The organism is Acinetobacter sp. ANC 4862 (assembly GCF_004336635.1).
Lineage (GTDB): Bacteria > Pseudomonadota > Gammaproteobacteria > Pseudomonadales > Moraxellaceae > Acinetobacter.
Map to the genome: position 1 here is coordinate 23,465 of NZ_SJXH01000009.1, position 20,342 is coordinate 43,806.

A 20,342-nucleotide genomic window follows, 5' to 3' on the forward strand; every position below is an offset into this window, starting at 1 on the left:
TGATCGGTATTACTTAGGCTTTGACTTTTTTACCCTTTTACAGGATGGATAATTTAAATCCTCCTCTATAAACTTTACTAAGAATGTTCCTTCATAAAATAATATACCTGCTCAATAACTGACTTCACATTTACATAAACATTAATTCATTTATTTGTTTTTTTAGACAAATTTATTCTTCAATGCTATCTTTAATTAAGTTTAATTTTAAACAAAAACCAATAACTTGAATAATTTACGCGAACAAATATCTAGAGATAAAAAATAATGTGGGAACTCATTACTCATCCTTCCAACCTCATTTTCAGCGTTTCTCTTTGCCTGATGTTGCTATTGGGCATTTTAGAACTGATTTTGCTTTTACTGGGTGGTGGCTCTCAAGGATTCTTGGAGCAATTTTTACCGGATGATTTAAGCACTGCACAACATGCTGAAATTGGCCTCGATGCCGATCAGAGTTTTTTTACCCAAGTTTTAGACTGGTTGTATTTGGGTCGTGTGCCACTTTTTGTCTGGCTGATTATTTTCTTAACCGTTTATGGTTTAACCGGTTTTATCATCCAAAGTATTTTCCATCATTTTACCGCACACTTTTTTAGCGCCTGGATTATTGCACCTGCCTGCCTGTTCTTGAGCATGCCATTGGTTCGTTATAGCGCCATGATCATTGCCAGAATTTTACCGCAAGATGAAACCACTGCTATCTATAGTGAAGAATTGATTGGACGCACGGCAGTGATTATTTTAGGGGAAGCCAAAATCAATTCTCCCGCACAGGCCAAAGTTCAAGATCAGTTTGGACAAACCCATTATGTTTTAGTTGAACCCGAACAAAATGAAATTTTCACTCAAGGTCAATCTGTGGTGTTGACCCAAAGAACTAAAATTGGCTTTCAAGCCATTACCCTTTAATTTTTTACTTTTAATAAAACAATTGAGATAACAATGTTAATGTCGAATTTATACAATATCTTAATCATCGCGGGTGTGATTTTTGCCGCACTGATCATTATCGGGATCATTATTGCCAGACTGTACAAACGTTCAAGCAAAGAAATTTCTTTTGTACGTACAGGTTTTGGTGGGGAAAAAGTGATTTTAGGTGGCGGTGCCATTGTACTGCCTGTGCTGCATGAAACTATCCCGGTCAACATGAACACACTGCGTCTGGAAGTTCGTCGTGCAGATGACCAGGCCCTGATCACCCGTGACCGTATGCGTGTGGACGTGATGGCAGAATTCTACGTTCGGGTTAAACCTACAGCAGAATCAATTGCAACTGCAGCCCAAACTTTGGGTCAAAAAACCATGTCGCCGAATGAATTAAAGAATCTGGTCGAAGGCAAATTTGTTGACTCATTACGAGCAGTTGCGGCTGAAATGGCAATGGAAGAACTGCATGAAAAACGTGTCGATTTCGTGCAAAAAGTTCAGCAAGTGGTGTCTGAAGATTTATTTAAAAATGGGTTAGAACTTGAAACAGTATCACTGACTGGTTTGGACCAAACTGGTTTTAAATACTTTAACCCGCAAAACGCATTCGATGCCGAAGGTTTAACCAAACTCACGGAAACCATCGAAGACCGTCGTCGTAAGCGTAACCACATTGAACAAGATACTGACCTTGCCATTAAAACCAAGAACCTGGAAGCTGAACAGGCACGCTTGCAAATTTTGCGTGAAGAAGAATATGCAAAAATGCAGCAAGAACGTGAAATTTCAATTCGTAAAGCAGAACAACAGGCAGAAATTGCAATGCAAGAAGCTGCCAAAAAACGTGAAGCGGAAGAAGCACAAATTGCTGCCGAGCGTGAAGTCGATTTAAAGCGGATTACTGCGGCACGTGATGTTGAAAATCAAAACATTCAAAAGTCACAAATTATTCAACAAGCCGAAGTGGAACAAAAGAAAACCATTGAACTGGCTGAACAGATTCGTGCCATTGCCATTGCCGAAAAATCTCGCGAAGAATCCGAAGCCAAAGCTTCAGCTGATCGTGCCCGTGCAGAAGCGGTAAAAGCCGAAGAAGAAGTCATTACAGTACGCGAAACGCAACGTGCAGAACGTCAAAAAGCAGTTGAACTGGTTGCAGCAAAACAAGCCGCAGAAAAAGACGCAATTGCCATTACCGTTGCAGCAGAAGCAGGTAAAAAAGCAGCGATTGATGATGCAGAAGCTATTCGTATTGCTGCTGAAGCCGATGCTGAAAAAGAACGCCTGAAAGCCAAAGGTGAAGCAGATGCTAAAATTCTATTGGCACAAGCGATGGAAAAACAATACCAAGTCGATGCTGAAGGGACCCGTGCGGTCAATGAAGCCAATAACATCTTGTCTACCGAACAGGTCGAAATGCAGATTCGCTTGGCCTTATTAAAATATTTACCCGAGATTATCCGTGAAAGCGTTAAGCCTATGGAAAATATTGATGATATTAAAATTCTGCAAGTCAATGGCTTAGGTGGCATTGGTGGTAGCGGCGCTCAAGGTGAAGGCTATTCAGATCAAGGGCAAATTGCCTTGTCTGATCAAGTGGTAAACAGCGCCTTACGTTACCGCACGCAAGCTCCGCTCATTGATAGCCTGATGAATGAACTGGGTATTCAAGGTGGTGATATTAATGGTTTAACACAAAGTTTAAAGCCTCAAGTGACTACACCTAAGTAAGTCTTCAAAATTCAAAAAAATGCAGTCTAAATAGGCTGCATTTTTTATTTTAAACTGAATAAATTTTATACAATTATTCTGCATAAACTTACTTGAGTTACGCCTGTAGAACGCTACATTATCTGCTGATATTGCATATATAGAGCATAATAATGACTCACTCTATTTATCCCGCCTTTCGGTTTAAAGATAATACCAGAGCTGTATTAGGATGGTATTGCTCCATTTTCTCAAATAGCCAAATTATTCAAGAACATGAAACTGCGGTAAAAGTAAAATTTGCAGGTGTCCCATTTGTTGGTATTAATGGTGGCCCCTCTTTTACTACTAATCCTTCTATTTCTTTTATGGTGATTTGTGAAAGTCGTTCTGAAATTGATTATTACTGGAATGGAATCACCTTAGATGGCACTGAAGACGGGTGCAGTTGGTGTAAAGACCAATTTGGTTTTAACTGGCAAATTGTCCCCCAAAATTTATGGAAGATTTTAAATAACAATCCCTATGTCCTAGATGTCATATTCAAAATGAAAAAGCTTTCAATTCAAGATTTGCTTCAAGCTCAATAACTTTTATCAACTAAAATCTGATAACAAGAGTAGCCACGACCGGTTTCTGAATTTCAAAACAATAAAGGGGCTATAGAATGAACAATCAGCTTAAAAACGAGTATAAAAAATGATAAATTTTAAAAAAATATATAAAAATCGTTTCACTCACTGCCTTTATTTAAGTATAGGCTGTCTGCCTTTGTCTGCAAACTCTGCGAATTTAACTCAAATTAAAAATCACCCCATTGATGAGATTGTTCAGCAGAATACCGTCAAAAAATCAGCCCCATCTGCAAAAAAAATCACCAAAATTGATCAGATGCGCATTATGCATATCGATATTGATTACGTATATGACAAGGACAAAAAACAGCAACATGAGAATATTCGGACTTTAATAGAACGGATTCAGCAGATTCAGCCGAATACCATTTTTTTACAGGCTTTTGCTGATCCAGACGCGAATGGTTCGGCAGATCAGGTTTACTTTAAAAACCGTCACATCCCATTAAGAGAAAATCTTTTTCCACTCCTTGTGAAGCAAATTCGTAGCAAGACTCAAGTGCACCATATCTATGCATGGCTACCCTTAATGGCTTGGGAATTTCCAAAAAGCTACCATATTCCCTATGTTTCACATAGTGAAGGCGGGAAACAGGGCTATATTCGGGTTTCGCCATTTGCTCAACAAAATCTTAAATACGTTTCTGAAATTTATTTAGATTTTATGAAGTCCAATTCAGTGGATGGTGTGCTCTATCATGATGATATTACCCTGAGTGATTATGAAGATATTTCTGCTCCTGCCCATAAGATGTATCAAGCATGGGGGTTTAATTCAGAGCAGGTATCAAAACTTCACAATTCTCCAAAACAAGCACCATTAGCCCAATTCAAAACAGCATATCTTGACCAATTTGCTGAAGGTATAAGCAAGATACTTAAACAACAGCAACCCAACATTCTTACTGCACGGAATATGTATGCACCCGTGGCATTGAATCCTGTCAGTGAAAATTGGTTTAGCCAGTCTATGCGCAGCACATATCAATACTATGATTACAATGCCATCATGGCGATGCCCTACATGGAAGAAGCCGATGATCATCAGCAATTCTATTTAGACTTGATTCAACAGTCAAAAAAATACGACCCAGAATTGAGTCGTACCATCTTTGAACTTCAAGCTGTGAATTGGAAAAATAATCAGAAAATCTCTACCCAAGAAATTACCGAAACCATCAAGTTTTTAGAAAAACATGGGGTAAAACATATTGGTTATTATCCTGATGATTTTGTCAATCAACATCCTCATCCATCTAAGCTGAAACACGCTTTTTTATCTGATGATTAACCTCAAAAAATTCTAGCTTCCCTTTATTATCATAATAAAGGGTTAGATTCTTTGCCTGTTGCATATTTGAAATATCGACCTTATTAACCTTAAAACTCCTGGCAAGCTGTTGTTCATCTACAGCTAAAGGAGTACTACGGCGTTCACGCTTATAAAAACGAATCCAGTTATATGTTGCCCAAAGCAACAGCACACAAATAAAGGTACCAATCATAATAAGGATATTCATTAGACTCAGCTGGCTATCGGGTGCTGCCTGTATTACCAATTGTTGATAAATCGTTTCACCTTCGATCCACCAGAAGAACACTGTCAGCAGTGGCATAAACAACCACATAAAAACAAACCAACCTGCAATTTGCAAACTGTAACCCACTGATTTATTTCGTACATATTCTGGTTGATCAATATAGGCAGGAAGCTCCAACTTCGACTCATCTTTAACAATATGAAATTTATCTATATTAGTCATTTTTCACCTCTCCTCTAAAACCACGGTCTGGACTGACCCATCGAGCACGCTTTTGAGTTTTGAAAATTGTTTTAGGTAATGCAACGACCGTGGTCAACATGGTGAGAATCCAGAAGAACAAAGGATACCAAATGACCCAAAAATAGTTCCTGAAGATTCGGTCTTTATCGTAGGGTTTATCAATACACAAACTGACAAAGAATTGAACAAGACAAGTCATTCCTAGAATGACTCCATACCATTGAGGAAAGAGCGATTGAATTGCCCACTCTCCCGGCAAAGAGAAAAACAGACCATATAAATATAAGACAATAATACCCGTCATCACATATGCCCAAACCACACTGATAATGGATTCCAGTGCAATCGGCCACATCCGGCGCAAATTCCATTTAAATAAGCTTAAGGAATAAGCAAATAGGACTTCAATTCCACCTTGTGCCCAACGTAAACGTTGTTTCCATAAACCCTTCAATGTTTCTGGCATATAGATGTAACATAATGCTTTGGGCACATACTGTAGATCCCAATGATCAAACTGCAAACGCCAAGACACATCAATATCCTCTGTGATCATGTCATCTCGCCAATACCCAATGCGATCCAATGCAGTTTTACGGAAACCCGCAATTGCACCCGACACGGTAAAAATACGTCCATAGGTTCGTTGTGCACGTTTAATCAAGCCAATAATAGATGAAAATTCACCGACCTGAATTTTACCAAGGATACTGGACCGGTTCACAATACGTGGATTACCCGTGACTGCACCAACACGAGGATACTTTGTCAAATGGTACATCATCCATAACACAGCATGCGGGTGTAATAAGGCATCCCCATCAATACAGACCAAATATTCATTTTGACTCACCATCGCACCTGCACGAAGCGCGTAGGCTTTACCTTGGTTTTCAGCCAAATGAACTACTCTAAGTTTTGGATATTGCAGTAAAAGCTCATCTAAAATTTCAGCCGTTTTATCTCGACTGCCATCATTTACCGCAATCACTTCAAAATTTGGATATTGGGTTTGCATCGCAAATTTAATAGTATCTCGAACCTGTGCTTCTTCATTAAAACAAGGAATAATAATACTGCAGGCATGTTCGCTAGCTGCTGGTATTGCTGGTTGTTTTCGTTCATGCTTTAAATAAAACCATATACCACCCGCTATCCAAATCCATGCCATAAATAAGGGATAGAAAAAAGCAAAGCCAAAATAAAAATCACTAAATCTAAACTGACTTAACTCTTCCATTATTTCATCTCCTTGGCAAGGTTGCCTTCAAAAGGATTTCGATAAGTTAATGGACTACCATTGGTGCTTAATTCCCGATAAAGATTTTCCTGAATCTTCTGTCCATCTTTTAAGTGATAGTTATTAATACCAATTTTTTGTACAGATAATTTTTTTAAGGTTTGATAATCGTACTGATATTCTTTCCATTCACTTTTAGATGCATTTGGATCAACTGTAAAACTCACAATCAAATACTGTTTCTGTTTAAGATTCAATTGTTGTAACTGTTTTTGCATGGCTTTAAATATTTTAGGATCGCGAACTGGATCAAATTCCAGATATAGGAAATCGCCCTGTGCTAGAGACTGATCAAGTAAGAGCTTTAAACCATCTAAATGCTTATCTCTTAATGTCATTTTCAATGCAGTTTGATAGTTATTACTAATATTCGTGTAATACTTCGCCTTTTCTTTAGCTCTTTCTTTAATTTGAAAAACTTGGTTCATTTTCTGGCTACAAGCAGCATCCCAAATTTTATCTTGTACACCACATAAGAAATCATCACCCATTTCTATCATCAAACCTTCAATTGAAGAATTATTCCTAACTAAATCAGCTGTCAACTCATCAAGCTTAAAACCTTGTTTTGTTTCCAGGCTAATAGGCAGTTCTGCATAAACTCGATTACTAATTCGTGTACGCGCTTGCCAAACTGTCCGGTTCAGTAAATCTTGGCGCATACGCAGCTGCTGATTTGGAAAATAAGCAACGTCTACTTTTCCATCACCATTTTCATCAGCCACTGCTTTTAATACCATCGTATCGGTTTTTAACGCATTCACCTGATCTAATAACTGTCCGAGTTTTTGATCAAACACTTGATTATTCGGACTCACCATTTCGGATAAATCGAAACCAATAATACTTTTGCGTTGCTTATATAGCGCACGTGCAAAAGTCAAAAAATCCAGCATTTCCTCATGAATCATTTCAGGTGTTGGGTTATCCATAATCAAGCCACGTTGATATGTTGTGCCCGAGTCCACAAGCGTAGACATACTGCCCAAGCTAAAGGACATTGGCAATCCTGCCTCTGCCGCGAGTTGTTCACTTTCTTTAGTCACTGCCCCATAGGGCCAAAAGATAGCTAGACTATTAATACCCAGTTGAAAGTCTAAATTCTCCTTAGACTTTTTTAAATCTGCAATAACTCGCTCTTGATATTCCTGTTCAGATTCATATTTATCAACCTTAGGTAGATATTCACGCGTAATTGCAGCGGGCTGCATATTTTTTTGTGGATTGGCAAGAATACCTTTATGCAAATTGTCTGAGTGTGAAGCAAACTCGGCTAAACCTGATTCTTGCATTTCACGCATTTGATCCCAGTTCATTAAATTATTTTCACCATAGGCAGCATAGGCATCTTTGGTGTTGCCATTAATCCAACTGGTTGGAATTGCAAATACCGCTGGAAAATTATATTGCTTCAATAATGGAAAAACCCGGGTATAACTGCTTAATGCACCATCATCAAAGGTTAATAATACTGATTTAGGAGGCAAACTTTTTTTCTTTTGACGGGCTTGCCATACGTCTTCTAAGCGAATGGGATGCCAGCCTTCTTGTTGAATCCAGGCAAAATATTGCGCTAAATTTTTAGTACTAATTGCATAAACATCTGAATCCCCGGCCTTAGCAACATCATCTCGCACATCATGAAAAGTAAGGGTTACAAACAGATTATCTGGTATCTCAATTGCTGAATTTTTCACATTTTGAGCCAGACTCACGCTAGGAATTGTTAAATTTGTTGTCAACACTACAGCAAATAAAACTGTTGCAATTTTTCTCATTAAAAATTCCCCTTAAAACCAACCACTGCGTAGGTTCTTTTTTCATCTACACCGTCATAAGGATGTGTTCCCCATCCTATGCCGTAGTTCAAATTCCAGGTCCGCGAAAGTTGCCAATCATGTTGATAAAATGCGTTATAAATCGGTTTGGAGGAAAATCCTGTTTGCCCAAAAGTTCCAATGGCTGCTTCGAAATGTTGTGTGAAATTTCTGTTATGTCTACGCCAAGTGATCCAGTCATGCTGTAAAGTTAGTTCTGCACTATAACTTTCTTTAGGATTGAAATAATCGACGAGCACATCATCATTTTGACTGTAATACCCGCCTAAAATGAGACTGGTAATATTATGCGGTGCTGCAAAAACCCGTTGTTTTAAATAGGCTGTAACTTCCTGACGTGTATTTCCATCATCGATATCAGTGAGTTGATAGGTTGTACCCGCTTCACGAGACTCATTGTGATTCCAGTTCAGACCAAAAGTATAAGATTGACCTTCATTGCCTTTTTTTATGGCTTGTAATGGAATATCGGCCTGACTATTAAAACCTAAAACATACTGCCAATGATCATTTAACCATTGCGACCAATCCACTTCTACACCAAAACGATCGTTTTGACCTTCTACACTTTGAGAAAGCATGATATTCGCGGCTTTACGGTGTGACCCCCATTCAAGTCCAACCCCCACACGTTGATCATTAATTTTGCCATCATCATAATTCGCCCAACGATTGCTATGATTGGCATAAGCACGAAAAGTGTCGAAAAACCATGGGGTATTAATACGGGTTAAATTCTCTCGTTCGCGACTCCCTTTCAAACGATTGAGCACAGCAGCATTATCAGAGTCATTTTTTGAGAAAGTACTTTGATGCTGAATGGAGGCATGATTGCGATCATTAAGTTCTTTTTTACTTTTTATAACACCCGAATCTCCTGGTATGGCTTCCATGAGATAAGCATTCTGCTTACGCCATTCCGAAATATCACCTAATGCCTGCATATTCTCTAAATGATTAATTCGTATGGATGAATCAACTGGTTCAACGCCATCCCACTGCGCCAATGTCCACTCAGAGCGCTGTGGTTGTTCACGCCAACGCTGCACCAGTGCAAGATTACTTTGATAAACCACATTATTCGGTGCTTTTGCGACTAGTTTTTCAAAATATTGTTCTGCTTTAGCATACTCATGGCGATAAACATAATTGAGACCGACCAAGTTTATATATTCCATACGGTCATCATGAGTAACTCTATCGACTCCTTTTGCATTACTATATCGATAAATAGGCAACATTTCGTCCATTTCTAACAGTAAATTATTGGCTTGCTTATACTTTTCTTGTTCAATTAATGCGTAATACAAACCTGAATAAACTTCATAAGTTTGATAGTTTTTTTCCTTCAGCAAACTTTTATATTGTGCCTCAGCCAATTTAGGTTGCCTATTTTTTAAATACGCATCTGCAATCGATTGACGTACATAAGGAGGCATTTGCTCGATAGGTAATCCAATTTTTGGGATTTGTACGAGGACTTCTCCAGGCAAATTTCTCTCATTTAAAGCATATATATATTCATAATAAAATTGACGTTTGATATTGGGATCATTAGGCAGTTCTGGTTCATACCTTGCCATATCTTCTATAACTTGATTGAGTTGTTTATAAGCAATATTTCCACGATCACGATACGTTGCAGCCTTGTAATATTGCACTGCATTTTGAATGCGTTGGGTAAATTCACTTATTTTGGCATTGGTTCTAAGTTGAGGTTGTTGCGTGAGTATTTGGTTATTTTGAATATATTTTTCAGCTTTGGCATAATCAGCATTTACCATAAGTGCCAATGCATACTGTTCTTGTGCACTGCTACTATCTGGATTTTTTTCAACGGCTAAGCTAGCTGCATTTAATGCCTCAACCGGCATATTTAAAATTCGATAGGCATAAGCGAGCTGGGCTAAATAATCAGGGTCAATATAATTAATATCCAGTGGGGCTAGAGTTTTTTTCGCCTGAGCAGTTTTTCCTGCTTCAGCCTGCAATACACCTATCCACACCACCCACATTTGATTTTGATCGGTTTGAGCGAATTTTTTTGCCCATTGTTCTGCTAATTCAAATTTTCTTAAATCCCGCAAGGCTTTTAGAACATTGACTTTGGCATATTCTGGAAATTGGTTACTTTGTATACCCGAAAGATATTTAATATCTTGGTTGGTAAATTTTTGACTTTCATATGCCATTACAACAAAGTCAGCAATCAATTTCTGATTATTGGGTTGAAGTATTAATAATTGTCTGAGTTTTTGTAGACCTGCATCTACTTGCCCTTGCTTAATCAAACTCACTGTCTCTTCACGTTGCGGATCAACCGTGTCTCTATACAATATTTCTGCATGCAGGAATGTAGAAAACAGTAAAGTGCCACAAGAGAGTGTAAGTACATTTAATTTAGAATTAATTTTATTCATATTTAAAATATTCATCTTCATCATTCATTGTTATTAATTGTTGCAATCCAATAAACAATACCCTCAAACCTACTGACATCAACCCTTTTTTGTGTTTCATTTTGTGTTTTAATATGTTAATGTGATACTTATCACTTTATTTTAACCGTGAAAAATTTAATATTTATCTGTTTATATTTTTTCTATAAGAGAGTATTTCTATTTATAATAGATAGCACAGTTTCTATCCTCTTATCAATTCGACAATTTTTAAAATTAAATTTTCAAACATATACAAGTTTTATTTCAAACTGGTTATCAATTTATTTTCTATAATTTTAAAAATACCACTGAATAAAAAAGCCCTCAAATGAGAGCTTTTTTTTATTTCGCTAAAAATTAAGCTAAGCCTTTATCTTTCAGCACTTGGAGCATAGTTGAACCCAATTCTGCTGGACTACGGGTATATGCCATGCCTGCTTTTTCAAAAGCAGCAAATTTTTCTTCCGCAGTGCCCTTGCCACCTGAAATAATCGCACCTGCATGCCCCATGCGTTTACCTTTAGGTGCAGTTACACCCGCAATATAACCCACTACAGGTTTGGTCACATGCGACTGAATATATTCAGCTGCCTCTTCTTCAGCCGTGCCACCAATTTCACCAATCATGATAATGGCTTCGGTTTGCGGATCTTCCTGAAACAGTTTTAAGCAGTCAATTTGGTTCATGCCTGGAATTGGGTCCCCCCCGATTCCGATACAAGTAGACTGACCCAAACCCAGTTTCGTGGTTTGCGCGACAGCTTCATAAGTCAAAGTCCCTGAACGCGAGATAATGCCGATTTTACCCGGTTGATGAATATGACCCGGCATGATGCCAATCTTACATTCACCTGGTGTAATAATCCCCGGACAGTTTGGACCAATTAAACGTGCATTATTACCATAAGTTTCAAGATAACGTTTGGCTTTAAGCATATCCAAAGTTGGTACGCCCTCTGTGATCACCACAATTAGCTCAATACCTGAATCAATCGATTCAATAATTGAATCCAGCACAAAAGGTGCAGGTACATAAATAGAGGTTGCAGTTGCACCTGTTTCACGTACTGCTTCTTTCATGGTATTAAAAACAGGAAGGCCTAAATGTGTTTGACTGCCTTTACCCGGTGTTACTCCACCAACAACTTTGGTGCCATAAGCAATCGATTGTTCTGAATGGAAAGTTCCGTTTTTACCGGTAAAACCTTGTACCAACACGGTGGTGTCTTTATTTACTAATACGCTCATGATTGATACTCCCTTACGCCTTCACTGCAGCAACAATTTTTTCTGCAGCATCAGCCAGACCATTCGCAGAAATTAATTTCAAACTTGATTCATCGAGTAATTTTGCCCCCAACTCTGAATTGTTGCCTTCTAGGCGAACAACCACAGGTACAGTGACATGTACTTCCTTAACCGCTGCAATAATTGCCTCTGCAATCATGTCACAACGCACAATACCACCGAAAATATTGATCAATACACCTTGTACAGAAGAATCGGAAAGGATGATTTTAAATGCTTCAATAACGCGGTCTTTGGTTGCACCACCGCCAACATCAAGGAAGTTCGCAGGCTGACCACCATATAATTTAATGATGTCCATGGTTGCCATGGCAAGACCCGCACCATTGACCATACAACCAATATTACCCTCAAGTGCGACATAGTTCAGATCAAATTCAGAAGCTTTCAATTCACGCTCATTTTCCTGAGATTTATCACGCATTGCTTCGATTTCGGGTAAGCGATAAAGTGCGTTTGAATCGATCCCCACTTTGGCATCAACACACAGGATATCGCCATTTTCTCGAACTGAAAGTGGATTAATTTCAAATAGGGCAAAATCATTTTCAATAAATGCCTGATAAGCAGCCGTCATAATTTTGACAAATTGATTGATTTGTCCATCTTTTAAATTAAGTGCAAAGGCCACTTCACGCGCTTGAAAAGGCATTAATCCCACCAAAGGATCCACTTCTACCTTAATAATTTTTTCTGGGGTTTCTTCTGCTACTTTTTCAATTTCGACACCGCCTTCTGTGGATGCCATAAAAGTTACGCGGCGGCTAGAACGATCAACCACTGCACCTAGGTACAATTCACGTTCAACGGGATAGACATCTTCACACACAAGAACACTATTTACCGGCTGACCATTGGCATCGGTTTGGTAAGTCACAAGGCGTGTACCAATAATGCCATTTGCATATTCAGCAGCTTCATCGCTTGATTTTACGACTTTAACCCCACCTGCTTTACCACGTCCCCCCGCATGAACTTGAGCCTTCATTACGGCAAACTTACCGCCAAGTTGCTCAAATGCTGTTACAGTTTCTGCGGCATTGGTTGCCAGTACACCCTCTTGAACAGGCATACCATATTTTTTTAATAACGCTTTTGCTTGATACTCATGTAAATTCATCGAATAACCTTTTATTACTTCTTTGCTTTGTTATGACCCACCAATACCCAGACGTCCGTCAAAGCAGTATTGGCATTTTTTAAAATCGTTATCTTTATTTTTAGATGATTGTTCCAATAAAAACAACCATGAAATGTAAAAAGAGCGACCTAAGTCGCTCTTTTTTCGAATTACTTACGCTTACGTTGAATCGCGTGAATTGCGCGTCCATCGACTGCCAGTGCAGCTTCATGCACCACTTCAGAGAAAGTTGGGTGACCGAAAGTCATCAACTGTAGATCTTCAACTGAAGATACAAACTCAAGCGCGATCATACCTTGGTGAACGATATCAGACGCAGCAGGTCCAATCACGTGCATACCGAGTAGACGATCTGTTTTCGCATCAGCAACAAACTTAACGAAACCAGCACCTTCACCCGCAGCTAAAGCACGACCGTTCACAGCAAAACCGAATTGGCCAGTTTTAACTTCGTGACCTTTTTCAGTCGCTTGCTGTTCTGTTAAACCTACCCATGCCGCTTCTGGGTGTGTGTAAATTACAGAAATGATCGTGTCATAGTTCACTTGTGCAGCATGACCGTGAATACGTTCAACTGCCATTACGCCTTCTTCCATTGCTTTATGGGCAAGCATTGGACCACGTACCAAGTCACCAATCGCGTATACGCCTTCAACAGAAGTTGCACACCAGTCATTTACTTCAACCAAACCACGTTCAGTCAATTTAATACCTGAATCATCAGCCAATAAACCTTCAGCATAGGCACGACGACCTACACAAACGATCAATTTATCGAAAGTTTCAGTTTTGTCTTCGCCAGCTTGGTTATATTTAACCGTTACTTCACGACCGTTGATTTCAGTACCTGCAACTTTTGCACCGATACGGATATCCATACCTTGCTTAGTCAACAGTTTTTGGAAGTCTTTTGCCAAAGCTTTATCAGCCATTGGCAAGAATGCATCCATTGCTTCAAATACAACAACTTCTGCACCTAAACGACGCCATACTGAGCCAAGCTCAAGGCCGATTACACCAGCACCAATCACACCTAAACGCTTAGGTACTTCTGGGAATTCAAGTGCACCAGTAGAATCAACGATTAAGTCTTGATCTACAAGAGCAACTGGAATATTTACAGGCACAGAACCAGTCGCAAGAATCACGTATTTAGGCTCTAAAACTTGAGTTTCACCTTCGTGAGAAACAAATTCTACTTTTTTACCTGCAAGCAGTTTACCCGTACCTTTTAACCACTCGATGCCATTACCTTTAAGTAATTGATCAATACCGCCAGTCAATTGATCTACAACTTTATCTTTACGAGCCAGCATTTTAGAAAGATCAAATTTAACTTCACCGGTAGTAATACCATGATCATCTAAATGCTGAACGGTATCTTCATAACGATGTGAAGAATCAAGTAAAGCTTTAGACGGGATACAACCCACGTTTAAGCAAGTACCACCTAAAGATGGTTTGCCTTTATGAATACGCTTTTCGATACAAGCAACTTTAAAACCAAGTTGAGCTGCACGAATCGCTGCTTCATAACCACCTGGTCCACCGCCAATTACAACTAAGTCAAATTGTTGAGACATTTTTATCTCCAAAAATGGGCTTAGAGGATCGCCCTAAGCCCATGGATTTATTCTTTAGAATTAAAGATCAAGGATAAGACGAGCTGGCTCTTCTAACAATTCTTTAATTGCCACAAGGAAACCTACAGCTTCTTTACCATCGATTAAACGGTGGTCATAAGAAAGTGCCAAGTACATCATTGGTAAAATTTCAACTTGACCATTTACAGCCATTGGGCGTTCCTGGATTTTATGCATACCCAAGATTGCAGTTTGTGGAGTGTTCAAGATTGGTGTAGATAACAATGAACCGAAAGTACCACCATTAGTAATGGTAAATGTACCGCCAGTCATGTCTTCAATACCCAATTTACCGTCACGTGCTTTTGCAGCAAAACCACGGATGCCATTTTCAACTTCAGCATAGTTCATGCGGTCTGTATCACGAAGTACAGGAACCACTAAACCACGCTCAGAAGATACAGCAACACCGATGTCATAGTAACCGTGATACACGATATCGTCGCCATCAATTGAAGCATTTACCGCTGGGTAGCGTTTAAGTGCTTCAGTTGCCGCTTTAACAAAGAATGACATAAAGCCAAGACGTGCACCATGACGTTTCTCGAATGCATCTTTGTATTGAGCACGCATTTCCATGATTGGTTTCATGTTCACTTCGTTAAATGTCGTCAACATTGCAGTACTTTGTGTAGCAGCAAGAAGACGTTCAGCAACACGTTTACGTAAACGAGTCATTGGAACACGTTTTTCGATACGCTCACCAACAGCAACGCTTAATGGTGCAGCAGCAGGAGCCGCTGGTTTAGCTTGATGGCTTGCAACATCTTCTTTAGTGATACGGCCACCGCGACCAGTACCAGTAACATCACCAGCAGCAATACCAGTTTCAGTTAATGCTTTACGTACCGCAGGTGCTTGATCAGCAACAGGTTGAGCACGTTCAACAACAGGTGCAGCACCCGCTTCAGTTTGAGACGCAGCTTGTTCAACTTGTCCTTCAGACTGAACTGCTTGAGTTTGAGCAGCGCCAGAAACCGCACCTTCTTCAAACTGAGCAATCACTTCGCTAGAAAGAACAGTTTCGCCTTCACCTTTAATGATAGTAGCGATTGTACCGTCAGCAGGAGCAACAACTTCTAAAACAACTTTATCGGTTTCAATATCGCAGATCACTTCATCACGTGATACAGCTTCACCTGGTTGTTTGTGCCAAGTTGCGATCGTACCGTCTGCAACTGACTCTGGGAATACCGGTGCTTTAATTTCGGTTGCCATTATTTAGAATCTCCTGATTGTTCAGCTACGATCGCCAATGCGTCATTTACTAGCTGAGCTTGTTGTTTTGCATGCAAATAAGGTGAACCACAAGCTGGCGCAGCAGATGCTGGACGGCCTGCGTAGCTGATACGAACTTGTTTAGCAGATTTCATTACATCGTCATATAAACGCGGTGCAATGAATAACCAAGCACCTTGGTTTTTCGGCTCTTCTTGAGTCCAAACCACTTCTTTTAAGTTTGGATAAGAAGCAAGTACTTCAGCAATACGTTGTTCTGGGTATGGATACAATTGTTCGATACGAACGATTGCAGTGTTGTTTAGATTTTCTGCACGACGTTTTTCAAGCAAGTCGTAGTAAACCTTACCGCCACAAAGGACTAAACGAGTCACGTCAGCGTGGTTGATTTGATCTACTTCATCAATCACAGTCTGGAATGTACCGGTTGCAAGCTCTTCTAAAGTAGAAGTTGCAAGTTTGTGACGAAGCAATGACTTCGGTGAAGTCACGATCAATGGCTTACGGATTGGACGAACCGCTTGACGACGTAAAGCATGGAAAATCTGTGCAGGTGTAGTCGGTGTAATCACTTGCATGTTGTCTTCAGCACATAACTGCAAGAAACGCTCTAAACGTGCAGATGAGTGCTCTGGACCCTGACCTTCATAACCGTGTGGAAGCAACATGGTTAAACCACATACACGTTCCCATTTGGTTTCGCCTGAAGCGATGAATTGGTCAATTACAACCTGTGCACAGTTCGCGAAGTCACCAAATTGCGCTTCCCAGATAATTAAACCGTGTGGAATTGTGGTTGCATAACCATATTCAAATGCAAGTACGGCCATTTCAGACAAAAGCGAGTCGTAAATTGCAGTACGTGGCTGGTTCTCTTTGATATGACAAAGCGGGATATAGGTTGAACCATCCACCTGGTTATGCAGCTTCGCATGACGATGAGAGAAAGTACCACGACCTACGTCTTCACCGGTAATACGAACCATGTAGCTTTCATCAAGCAAGGTTGCATAGGCTAAAGTTTCAGCCGCACCCCAGTTCAATGGCATTTCACCAGTCTGCATCTTCAAGCGTTCATCAATCACTTTCGCGACTTGACGTTGCATCACGAAGCCTTCAGGAAGCTCGCGCATTTTAGTGCCAAGTTCTTTCAAGCGTTCGATTGGGAAAGTGGTATCCCAAACATCTGTGTATTCGTGACCTAAATAAGGGGTCCAATCCACAAACATTTTTGTATTTGGTTCTAATACCAGTGCGTTGGCAACGTGCTTACCGGCTTCAAGATCTGCGCGGTAATTTTCAACCATTTGATCAGCAGCTGCACGGTCAAGAACACCTTCTTTAACCAGTTGATCTGCATAAAGTGTACGTGTAGTCACTTTTTTGTTGATCACTTGGTACATCATTGGTTGTGTTGCTGCTGGCTCGTCCGCTTCGTTATGACCACGACGACGGTAGCAGAACATGTCAATTACAACGTCTTTACGGAAAGTATGACGGAAATCATGTGCCAATTGAGTCACGAAGATCACAGCTTCTGGATCATCGCCATTCACATGGAATACCGGTGCCTGAATCATTTTCGCGATATCGGTACAGTATTCTGTAGAACGTGCATCACGTGGATCAGATGTTGTAAAGCCCACCTGGTTATTTACCACGATGTGAACTGTACCACCCACTGTATAACCACGAGTTTGTGACATCTGGAAGGTTTCTTGGTTTACACCTTGACCTGCAAATGCTGCATCACCATGTACGATGATTGGCAATACATCATCACCACCAATGTCTTTACGACGCACTTGACGAGCACGTACAGAACCTTCAACTACAGGTCCAACGATTTCCAAGTGTGATGGGTTAAACGCCAATGCCAAGTGAACTTCGCCACCCGGAGTCATTACGTTAGATGAGAAACCTTGATGGTATTTAACGTCACCAGAACCTTTTTTATGAATTGATTTACCTTCAAATTCACCAAAAAGATCTGCCGGGTTTTTACCCATGATGTTAACAAGAAGGTTGAGACGACCACGGTGTGGCATACCAATCACAACTTCTTTACAACCTACCGCACCTGCACGTTGAATAATTTCATTTACCATCGGGATAAATGATTCACCGCCTTCAACACCGAAGCGTTTAGCACCAACGTATTTGTTACCCAGGAATTTTTCCAGACCTTCAGCTGCAGTTAAACGTTCAAGGACGTGCTTTTTCTGTTCTGCAGTAAAGTTAAATTGACCTTTCGCACCTTCAAGACGTTGTTGAATCCAACGTTTCTCTTTAGTGTCAACAATGTGCATGTATTCGGTACCAATAGAACCGCAATAAACGGCTTCCATTGCTTCAACCATTTCACCAAGCGTCGCTTCTGCTTTACCTAGTGCAAGGTTACCTGTGTTAAATACTGTATCGAGATCAGATTTAGTTAAACCGTGCGTAGCAAGATCAAGATCAGGCACGTCTTCACGTTTTGCCAAACCTAGCGGATCCAGTTTTGCTTTTTGATGACCACGATTACGATAAGCAGCAATAAGTTGTAAAACGCCAATTTGACGACGTTCATGCTCAGAACTTACAGAACTTTGAACAACAGGTTGTACGCGGCTTGAATTGCGACCTAATAAAAGGAATTGCTCACGTACATTGCTATGTGGTTGATCACCTTTAGGGAATTTATCGAAATATTCACGCCAGTCAGCTCCAACCGAGTCTGGTGACGTCAAATAATGTTCATAAAGTTCTTCAATATACGCTGCACTGTCAGCGCTTAGTTCAGTGTCAAGACGCAAAGCGTCAGCAACTTCTTGCATTTGTGGACCCATTTCCTATTGCAAAAACATTTTCAGGATGCTTTTTAAGCGAACCCATGATTAATAATGTCAAATTGGTAACATGACACTAGTCCCCATAAGGCATAAGCCATGAGGCGTTATCACTACATCAGGAATAACCCGATGTGAATAATGAATCATAACGCCCTCATTGGCATCATCACTCATTTAAATACTCGACCGAAACCGAGCAATTTTTTGCAAATCGACTTAGAAAAAATAACTACGCGACCTATTTTTTCTAAAACGGTTAATCTCTATTTATAAACCTTATATACACTCTAAAATGTTGAAAAAATGTACATAAATAAGGCGCTTTTTTTAAATATAGCGATGTGTCAAATCCTAACATGTTATCTCGTTACAATTGATTTTTTTGACACATACCTTCCATAAATTAGCGAAATACATACTTAGAATTTTCAACTAACCTATGGTGCTTTATTTAATAATTGGATTCAATGTAGACCATAGTCCTAAGCCAGCAAACCCAATACAATAAAAGAGAGCACAATATTTAAACTGGCCCTCTTTATTTACGTTATATCTTAACATTTTAATCTCAACTTTGTAGATTCAAACTTGAGATTGGTGCTTTAATTATCAATTCGAACAACTTAACTACAATTTAATTAAGCTTTCATGTCATTTCGATTTATTTTTAAACAATTCCAGTCATTTGATTCGATGCACTTACTAATCCCCCCTACCCATTGCATACATTTTTTGCATAAACCCATAAAACATTACAATATTTAAAACATAAAAAAAGCACACCCTAAGGTGTGCTTTTTTTGACTGCGACAGATTAGCCTGCTTGGTCTAACAACATGTTGCGAATGTGACCAATCGCTTTAGTTGGGTTAAGACCTTTAGGACAAACCGATACACAGTTCATGATGCCTTTACAACGGAACAAGCTGAATGGGTCGTCAAGACGAGCCAAACGATCTTGAGTTGCTGTATCACGCGAGTCAATAATGAAACGGTATGCATTCAACAATGCTGAAGGACCCAAGAATTTATCCGGGTTCCACCAGAATGATGGACATGCAGTTGAACAACATGCACAAAGAATACATTCATAAAGACCATTTAAATGCTCACGCTCTTCAGGAGACTGTAAACGCTCCTTCGCTGGCGCAGGCTGATTATTGATCAAGAATGGATGGATTTTGTTGTACTGGTCGTAGAACTGATTCATGTCAACAACCAAGTCTTTTACTACAGGTAGACCTGGTAAAGGACGAATGGTAATCACTTCCGGTAAATCGTTTAGGTTCCAAAGACACGCCAAACCATTTTTACCGTTGATGTTTACACCATCAGAACCACAAATACCTTCACGGCATGAACGACGGAACGTTAAAGATTCGTCTTGTACTTTCAACGCAAGAAGAGCATCAAGCAACATACGGTGCTTGTCAGTCAACTCAAGTTTAAAAGTTTGCATGTACGGTGCTTTATCCTTGTCAGGATCGTAGCGGTAGATATTAAATGTACGAGTACCTCTACTCATCTTACTTCTCC

Annotated in this window: 14 protein-coding genes; 4 read left to right on the forward strand and 10 right to left on the reverse strand. The window is 39.7% G+C overall.

The window, feature by feature from the left end:
- The first annotated feature begins 267 nt into the window (after positions 1-267).
- The 4 genes from E0409_RS05845 to pgaB (E0409_RS05860) all read left to right on the forward strand — a co-directional run bounded on the left by E0409_RS05845 (position 268) and on the right by pgaB (E0409_RS05860) (position 4,569).
- Complete coding sequence (locus tag E0409_RS05845) at positions 268-912, forward strand: YqiJ family protein (protein ID WP_131288768.1); 645 nt, start codon at positions 268-270, stop codon at positions 910-912.
- A 33-nt stretch (positions 913-945) separates the two neighbouring features.
- Positions 946-2,664 carry a flotillin family protein gene (locus E0409_RS05850; RefSeq protein WP_131288770.1) on the forward strand — a complete coding sequence of 573 codons (1,719 nt, stop codon included), beginning with the start codon at positions 946-948 and terminating at the stop codon, positions 2,662-2,664.
- 152 nt (positions 2,665-2,816) lie between these two features.
- On the forward strand, positions 2,817-3,233 hold the full coding sequence (locus E0409_RS05855) for a VOC family protein (RefSeq protein WP_131288772.1): 417 nt from the start codon (positions 2,817-2,819) through the stop codon (positions 3,231-3,233).
- Between the two features lie 181 nt (positions 3,234-3,414).
- Positions 3,415-4,569 (forward strand): poly-beta-1,6-N-acetyl-D-glucosamine N-deacetylase PgaB, encoded by a 1,155-nt coding sequence (pgaB, locus tag E0409_RS05860; protein ID WP_252151773.1) that lies wholly within the window; start codon positions 3,415-3,417, stop codon positions 4,567-4,569.
- On the opposite strand, the gene pgaD is transcribed toward pgaB (E0409_RS05860), so the two are convergent.
- From pgaD to E0409_RS05910, 10 genes are all read right to left on the reverse strand, one after another.
- Positions 4,535-5,041 carry a poly-beta-1,6-N-acetyl-D-glucosamine biosynthesis protein PgaD gene (gene pgaD, locus E0409_RS05865; RefSeq protein ID WP_131288776.1) on the reverse strand — a complete coding sequence of 169 codons (507 nt, stop codon included), beginning with the start codon at positions 5,039-5,041 and terminating at the stop codon, positions 4,535-4,537. The two genes, pgaB (E0409_RS05860) and pgaD, sit on opposite strands and share 35 nt — an antisense overlap.
- A complete protein-coding gene (gene pgaC / locus E0409_RS05870) occupies positions 5,034-6,302 on the reverse strand; it encodes a poly-beta-1,6-N-acetyl-D-glucosamine synthase (RefSeq protein ID WP_131288778.1) in 1,269 nt (422 codons plus the stop codon). The genes pgaD and pgaC overlap by 8 nt, the downstream gene beginning before the upstream one ends.
- On the reverse strand, positions 6,302-8,140 hold the full coding sequence (pgaB, locus tag E0409_RS05875) for a poly-beta-1,6-N-acetyl-D-glucosamine N-deacetylase PgaB (protein WP_131288780.1): 1,839 nt from the start codon (positions 8,138-8,140) through the stop codon (positions 6,302-6,304). The genes pgaC and pgaB (E0409_RS05875) overlap by 1 nt, the downstream gene beginning before the upstream one ends.
- The gene (pgaA, locus tag E0409_RS05880) at positions 8,140-10,635 is read right to left on the reverse strand and encodes a poly-beta-1,6 N-acetyl-D-glucosamine export porin PgaA (RefSeq protein WP_252151774.1); all 2,496 of its coding nucleotides are present in this window, start codon (positions 10,633-10,635) and stop codon (positions 8,140-8,142) included. Before pgaA ends, pgaB (E0409_RS05875) begins: the two co-directional genes overlap by 1 nt.
- Before the next feature lie 363 nt (positions 10,636-10,998).
- The gene (gene sucD / locus E0409_RS05885) at positions 10,999-11,889 is read right to left on the reverse strand and encodes a succinate--CoA ligase subunit alpha (RefSeq protein ID WP_131288782.1); all 891 of its coding nucleotides are present in this window, start codon (positions 11,887-11,889) and stop codon (positions 10,999-11,001) included.
- 13 nt (positions 11,890-11,902) lie between these two features.
- Complete coding sequence (sucC, locus tag E0409_RS05890) at positions 11,903-13,069, reverse strand: ADP-forming succinate--CoA ligase subunit beta (protein WP_131288784.1); 1,167 nt, start codon at positions 13,067-13,069, stop codon at positions 11,903-11,905.
- Between the two features lie 170 nt (positions 13,070-13,239).
- Positions 13,240-14,673 carry a dihydrolipoyl dehydrogenase gene (gene lpdA, locus E0409_RS05895; RefSeq protein ID WP_131288786.1) on the reverse strand — a complete coding sequence of 478 codons (1,434 nt, stop codon included), beginning with the start codon at positions 14,671-14,673 and terminating at the stop codon, positions 13,240-13,242.
- A 60-nt stretch (positions 14,674-14,733) separates the two neighbouring features.
- A complete protein-coding gene (gene odhB, locus E0409_RS05900) occupies positions 14,734-15,951 on the reverse strand; it encodes a 2-oxoglutarate dehydrogenase complex dihydrolipoyllysine-residue succinyltransferase (protein WP_131288788.1) in 1,218 nt (405 codons plus the stop codon).
- Entirely contained in the window at positions 15,951-18,791 is a 2,841-nt protein-coding gene (locus E0409_RS05905) for a 2-oxoglutarate dehydrogenase E1 component (RefSeq protein ID WP_131288790.1), read from the reverse strand. The genes odhB and E0409_RS05905 overlap by 1 nt, the downstream gene beginning before the upstream one ends.
- A gap of 829 nt (positions 18,792-19,620) precedes the next feature.
- Positions 19,621-20,331 (reverse strand): succinate dehydrogenase iron-sulfur subunit, encoded by a 711-nt coding sequence (locus E0409_RS05910; protein ID WP_131288792.1) that lies wholly within the window; start codon positions 20,329-20,331, stop codon positions 19,621-19,623.
- Positions 20,332-20,342 lie beyond the last annotated feature (11 nt).

Coding starts and splice junctions, on each gene's coding strand:
- E0409_RS05845 (WP_131288768.1), top strand. CDS start 268: ATGTGGGAACTCATTACTCATCCTTCCAACCTCATTTTCAGCGTTTCT.
- E0409_RS05850 (WP_131288770.1), top strand. CDS start 946: ATGTTAATGTCGAATTTATACAATATCTTAATCATCGCGGGTGTGATT.
- E0409_RS05855 (WP_131288772.1), top strand. CDS start 2,817: ATGACTCACTCTATTTATCCCGCCTTTCGGTTTAAAGATAATACCAGA.
- pgaD (WP_131288776.1), bottom strand. CDS start 5,041: ATGACTAATATAGATAAATTTCATATTGTTAAAGATGAGTCGAAGTTG.
- pgaC (WP_131288778.1), bottom strand. CDS start 6,302: ATGGAAGAGTTAAGTCAGTTTAGATTTAGTGATTTTTATTTTGGCTTT.
- pgaB (WP_131288780.1), bottom strand. CDS start 8,140: ATGAGAAAAATTGCAACAGTTTTATTTGCTGTAGTGTTGACAACAAAT.
- pgaA (WP_252151774.1), bottom strand. CDS start 10,635: ATGAATATTTTAAATATGAATAAAATTAATTCTAAATTAAATGTACTT.
- sucD (WP_131288782.1), bottom strand. CDS start 11,889: ATGAGCGTATTAGTAAATAAAGACACCACCGTGTTGGTACAAGGTTTT.
- sucC (WP_131288784.1), bottom strand. CDS start 13,069: ATGAATTTACATGAGTATCAAGCAAAAGCGTTATTAAAAAAATATGGT.
- lpdA (WP_131288786.1), bottom strand. CDS start 14,673: ATGTCTCAACAATTTGACTTAGTTGTAATTGGCGGTGGACCAGGTGGT.
- odhB (WP_131288788.1), bottom strand. CDS start 15,951: ATGGCAACCGAAATTAAAGCACCGGTATTCCCAGAGTCAGTTGCAGAC.
- E0409_RS05905 (WP_131288790.1), bottom strand. CDS start 18,791: ATGCAAGAAGTTGCTGACGCTTTGCGTCTTGACACTGAACTAAGCGCT.
- E0409_RS05910 (WP_131288792.1), bottom strand. CDS start 20,331: ATGAGTAGAGGTACTCGTACATTTAATATCTACCGCTACGATCCTGAC.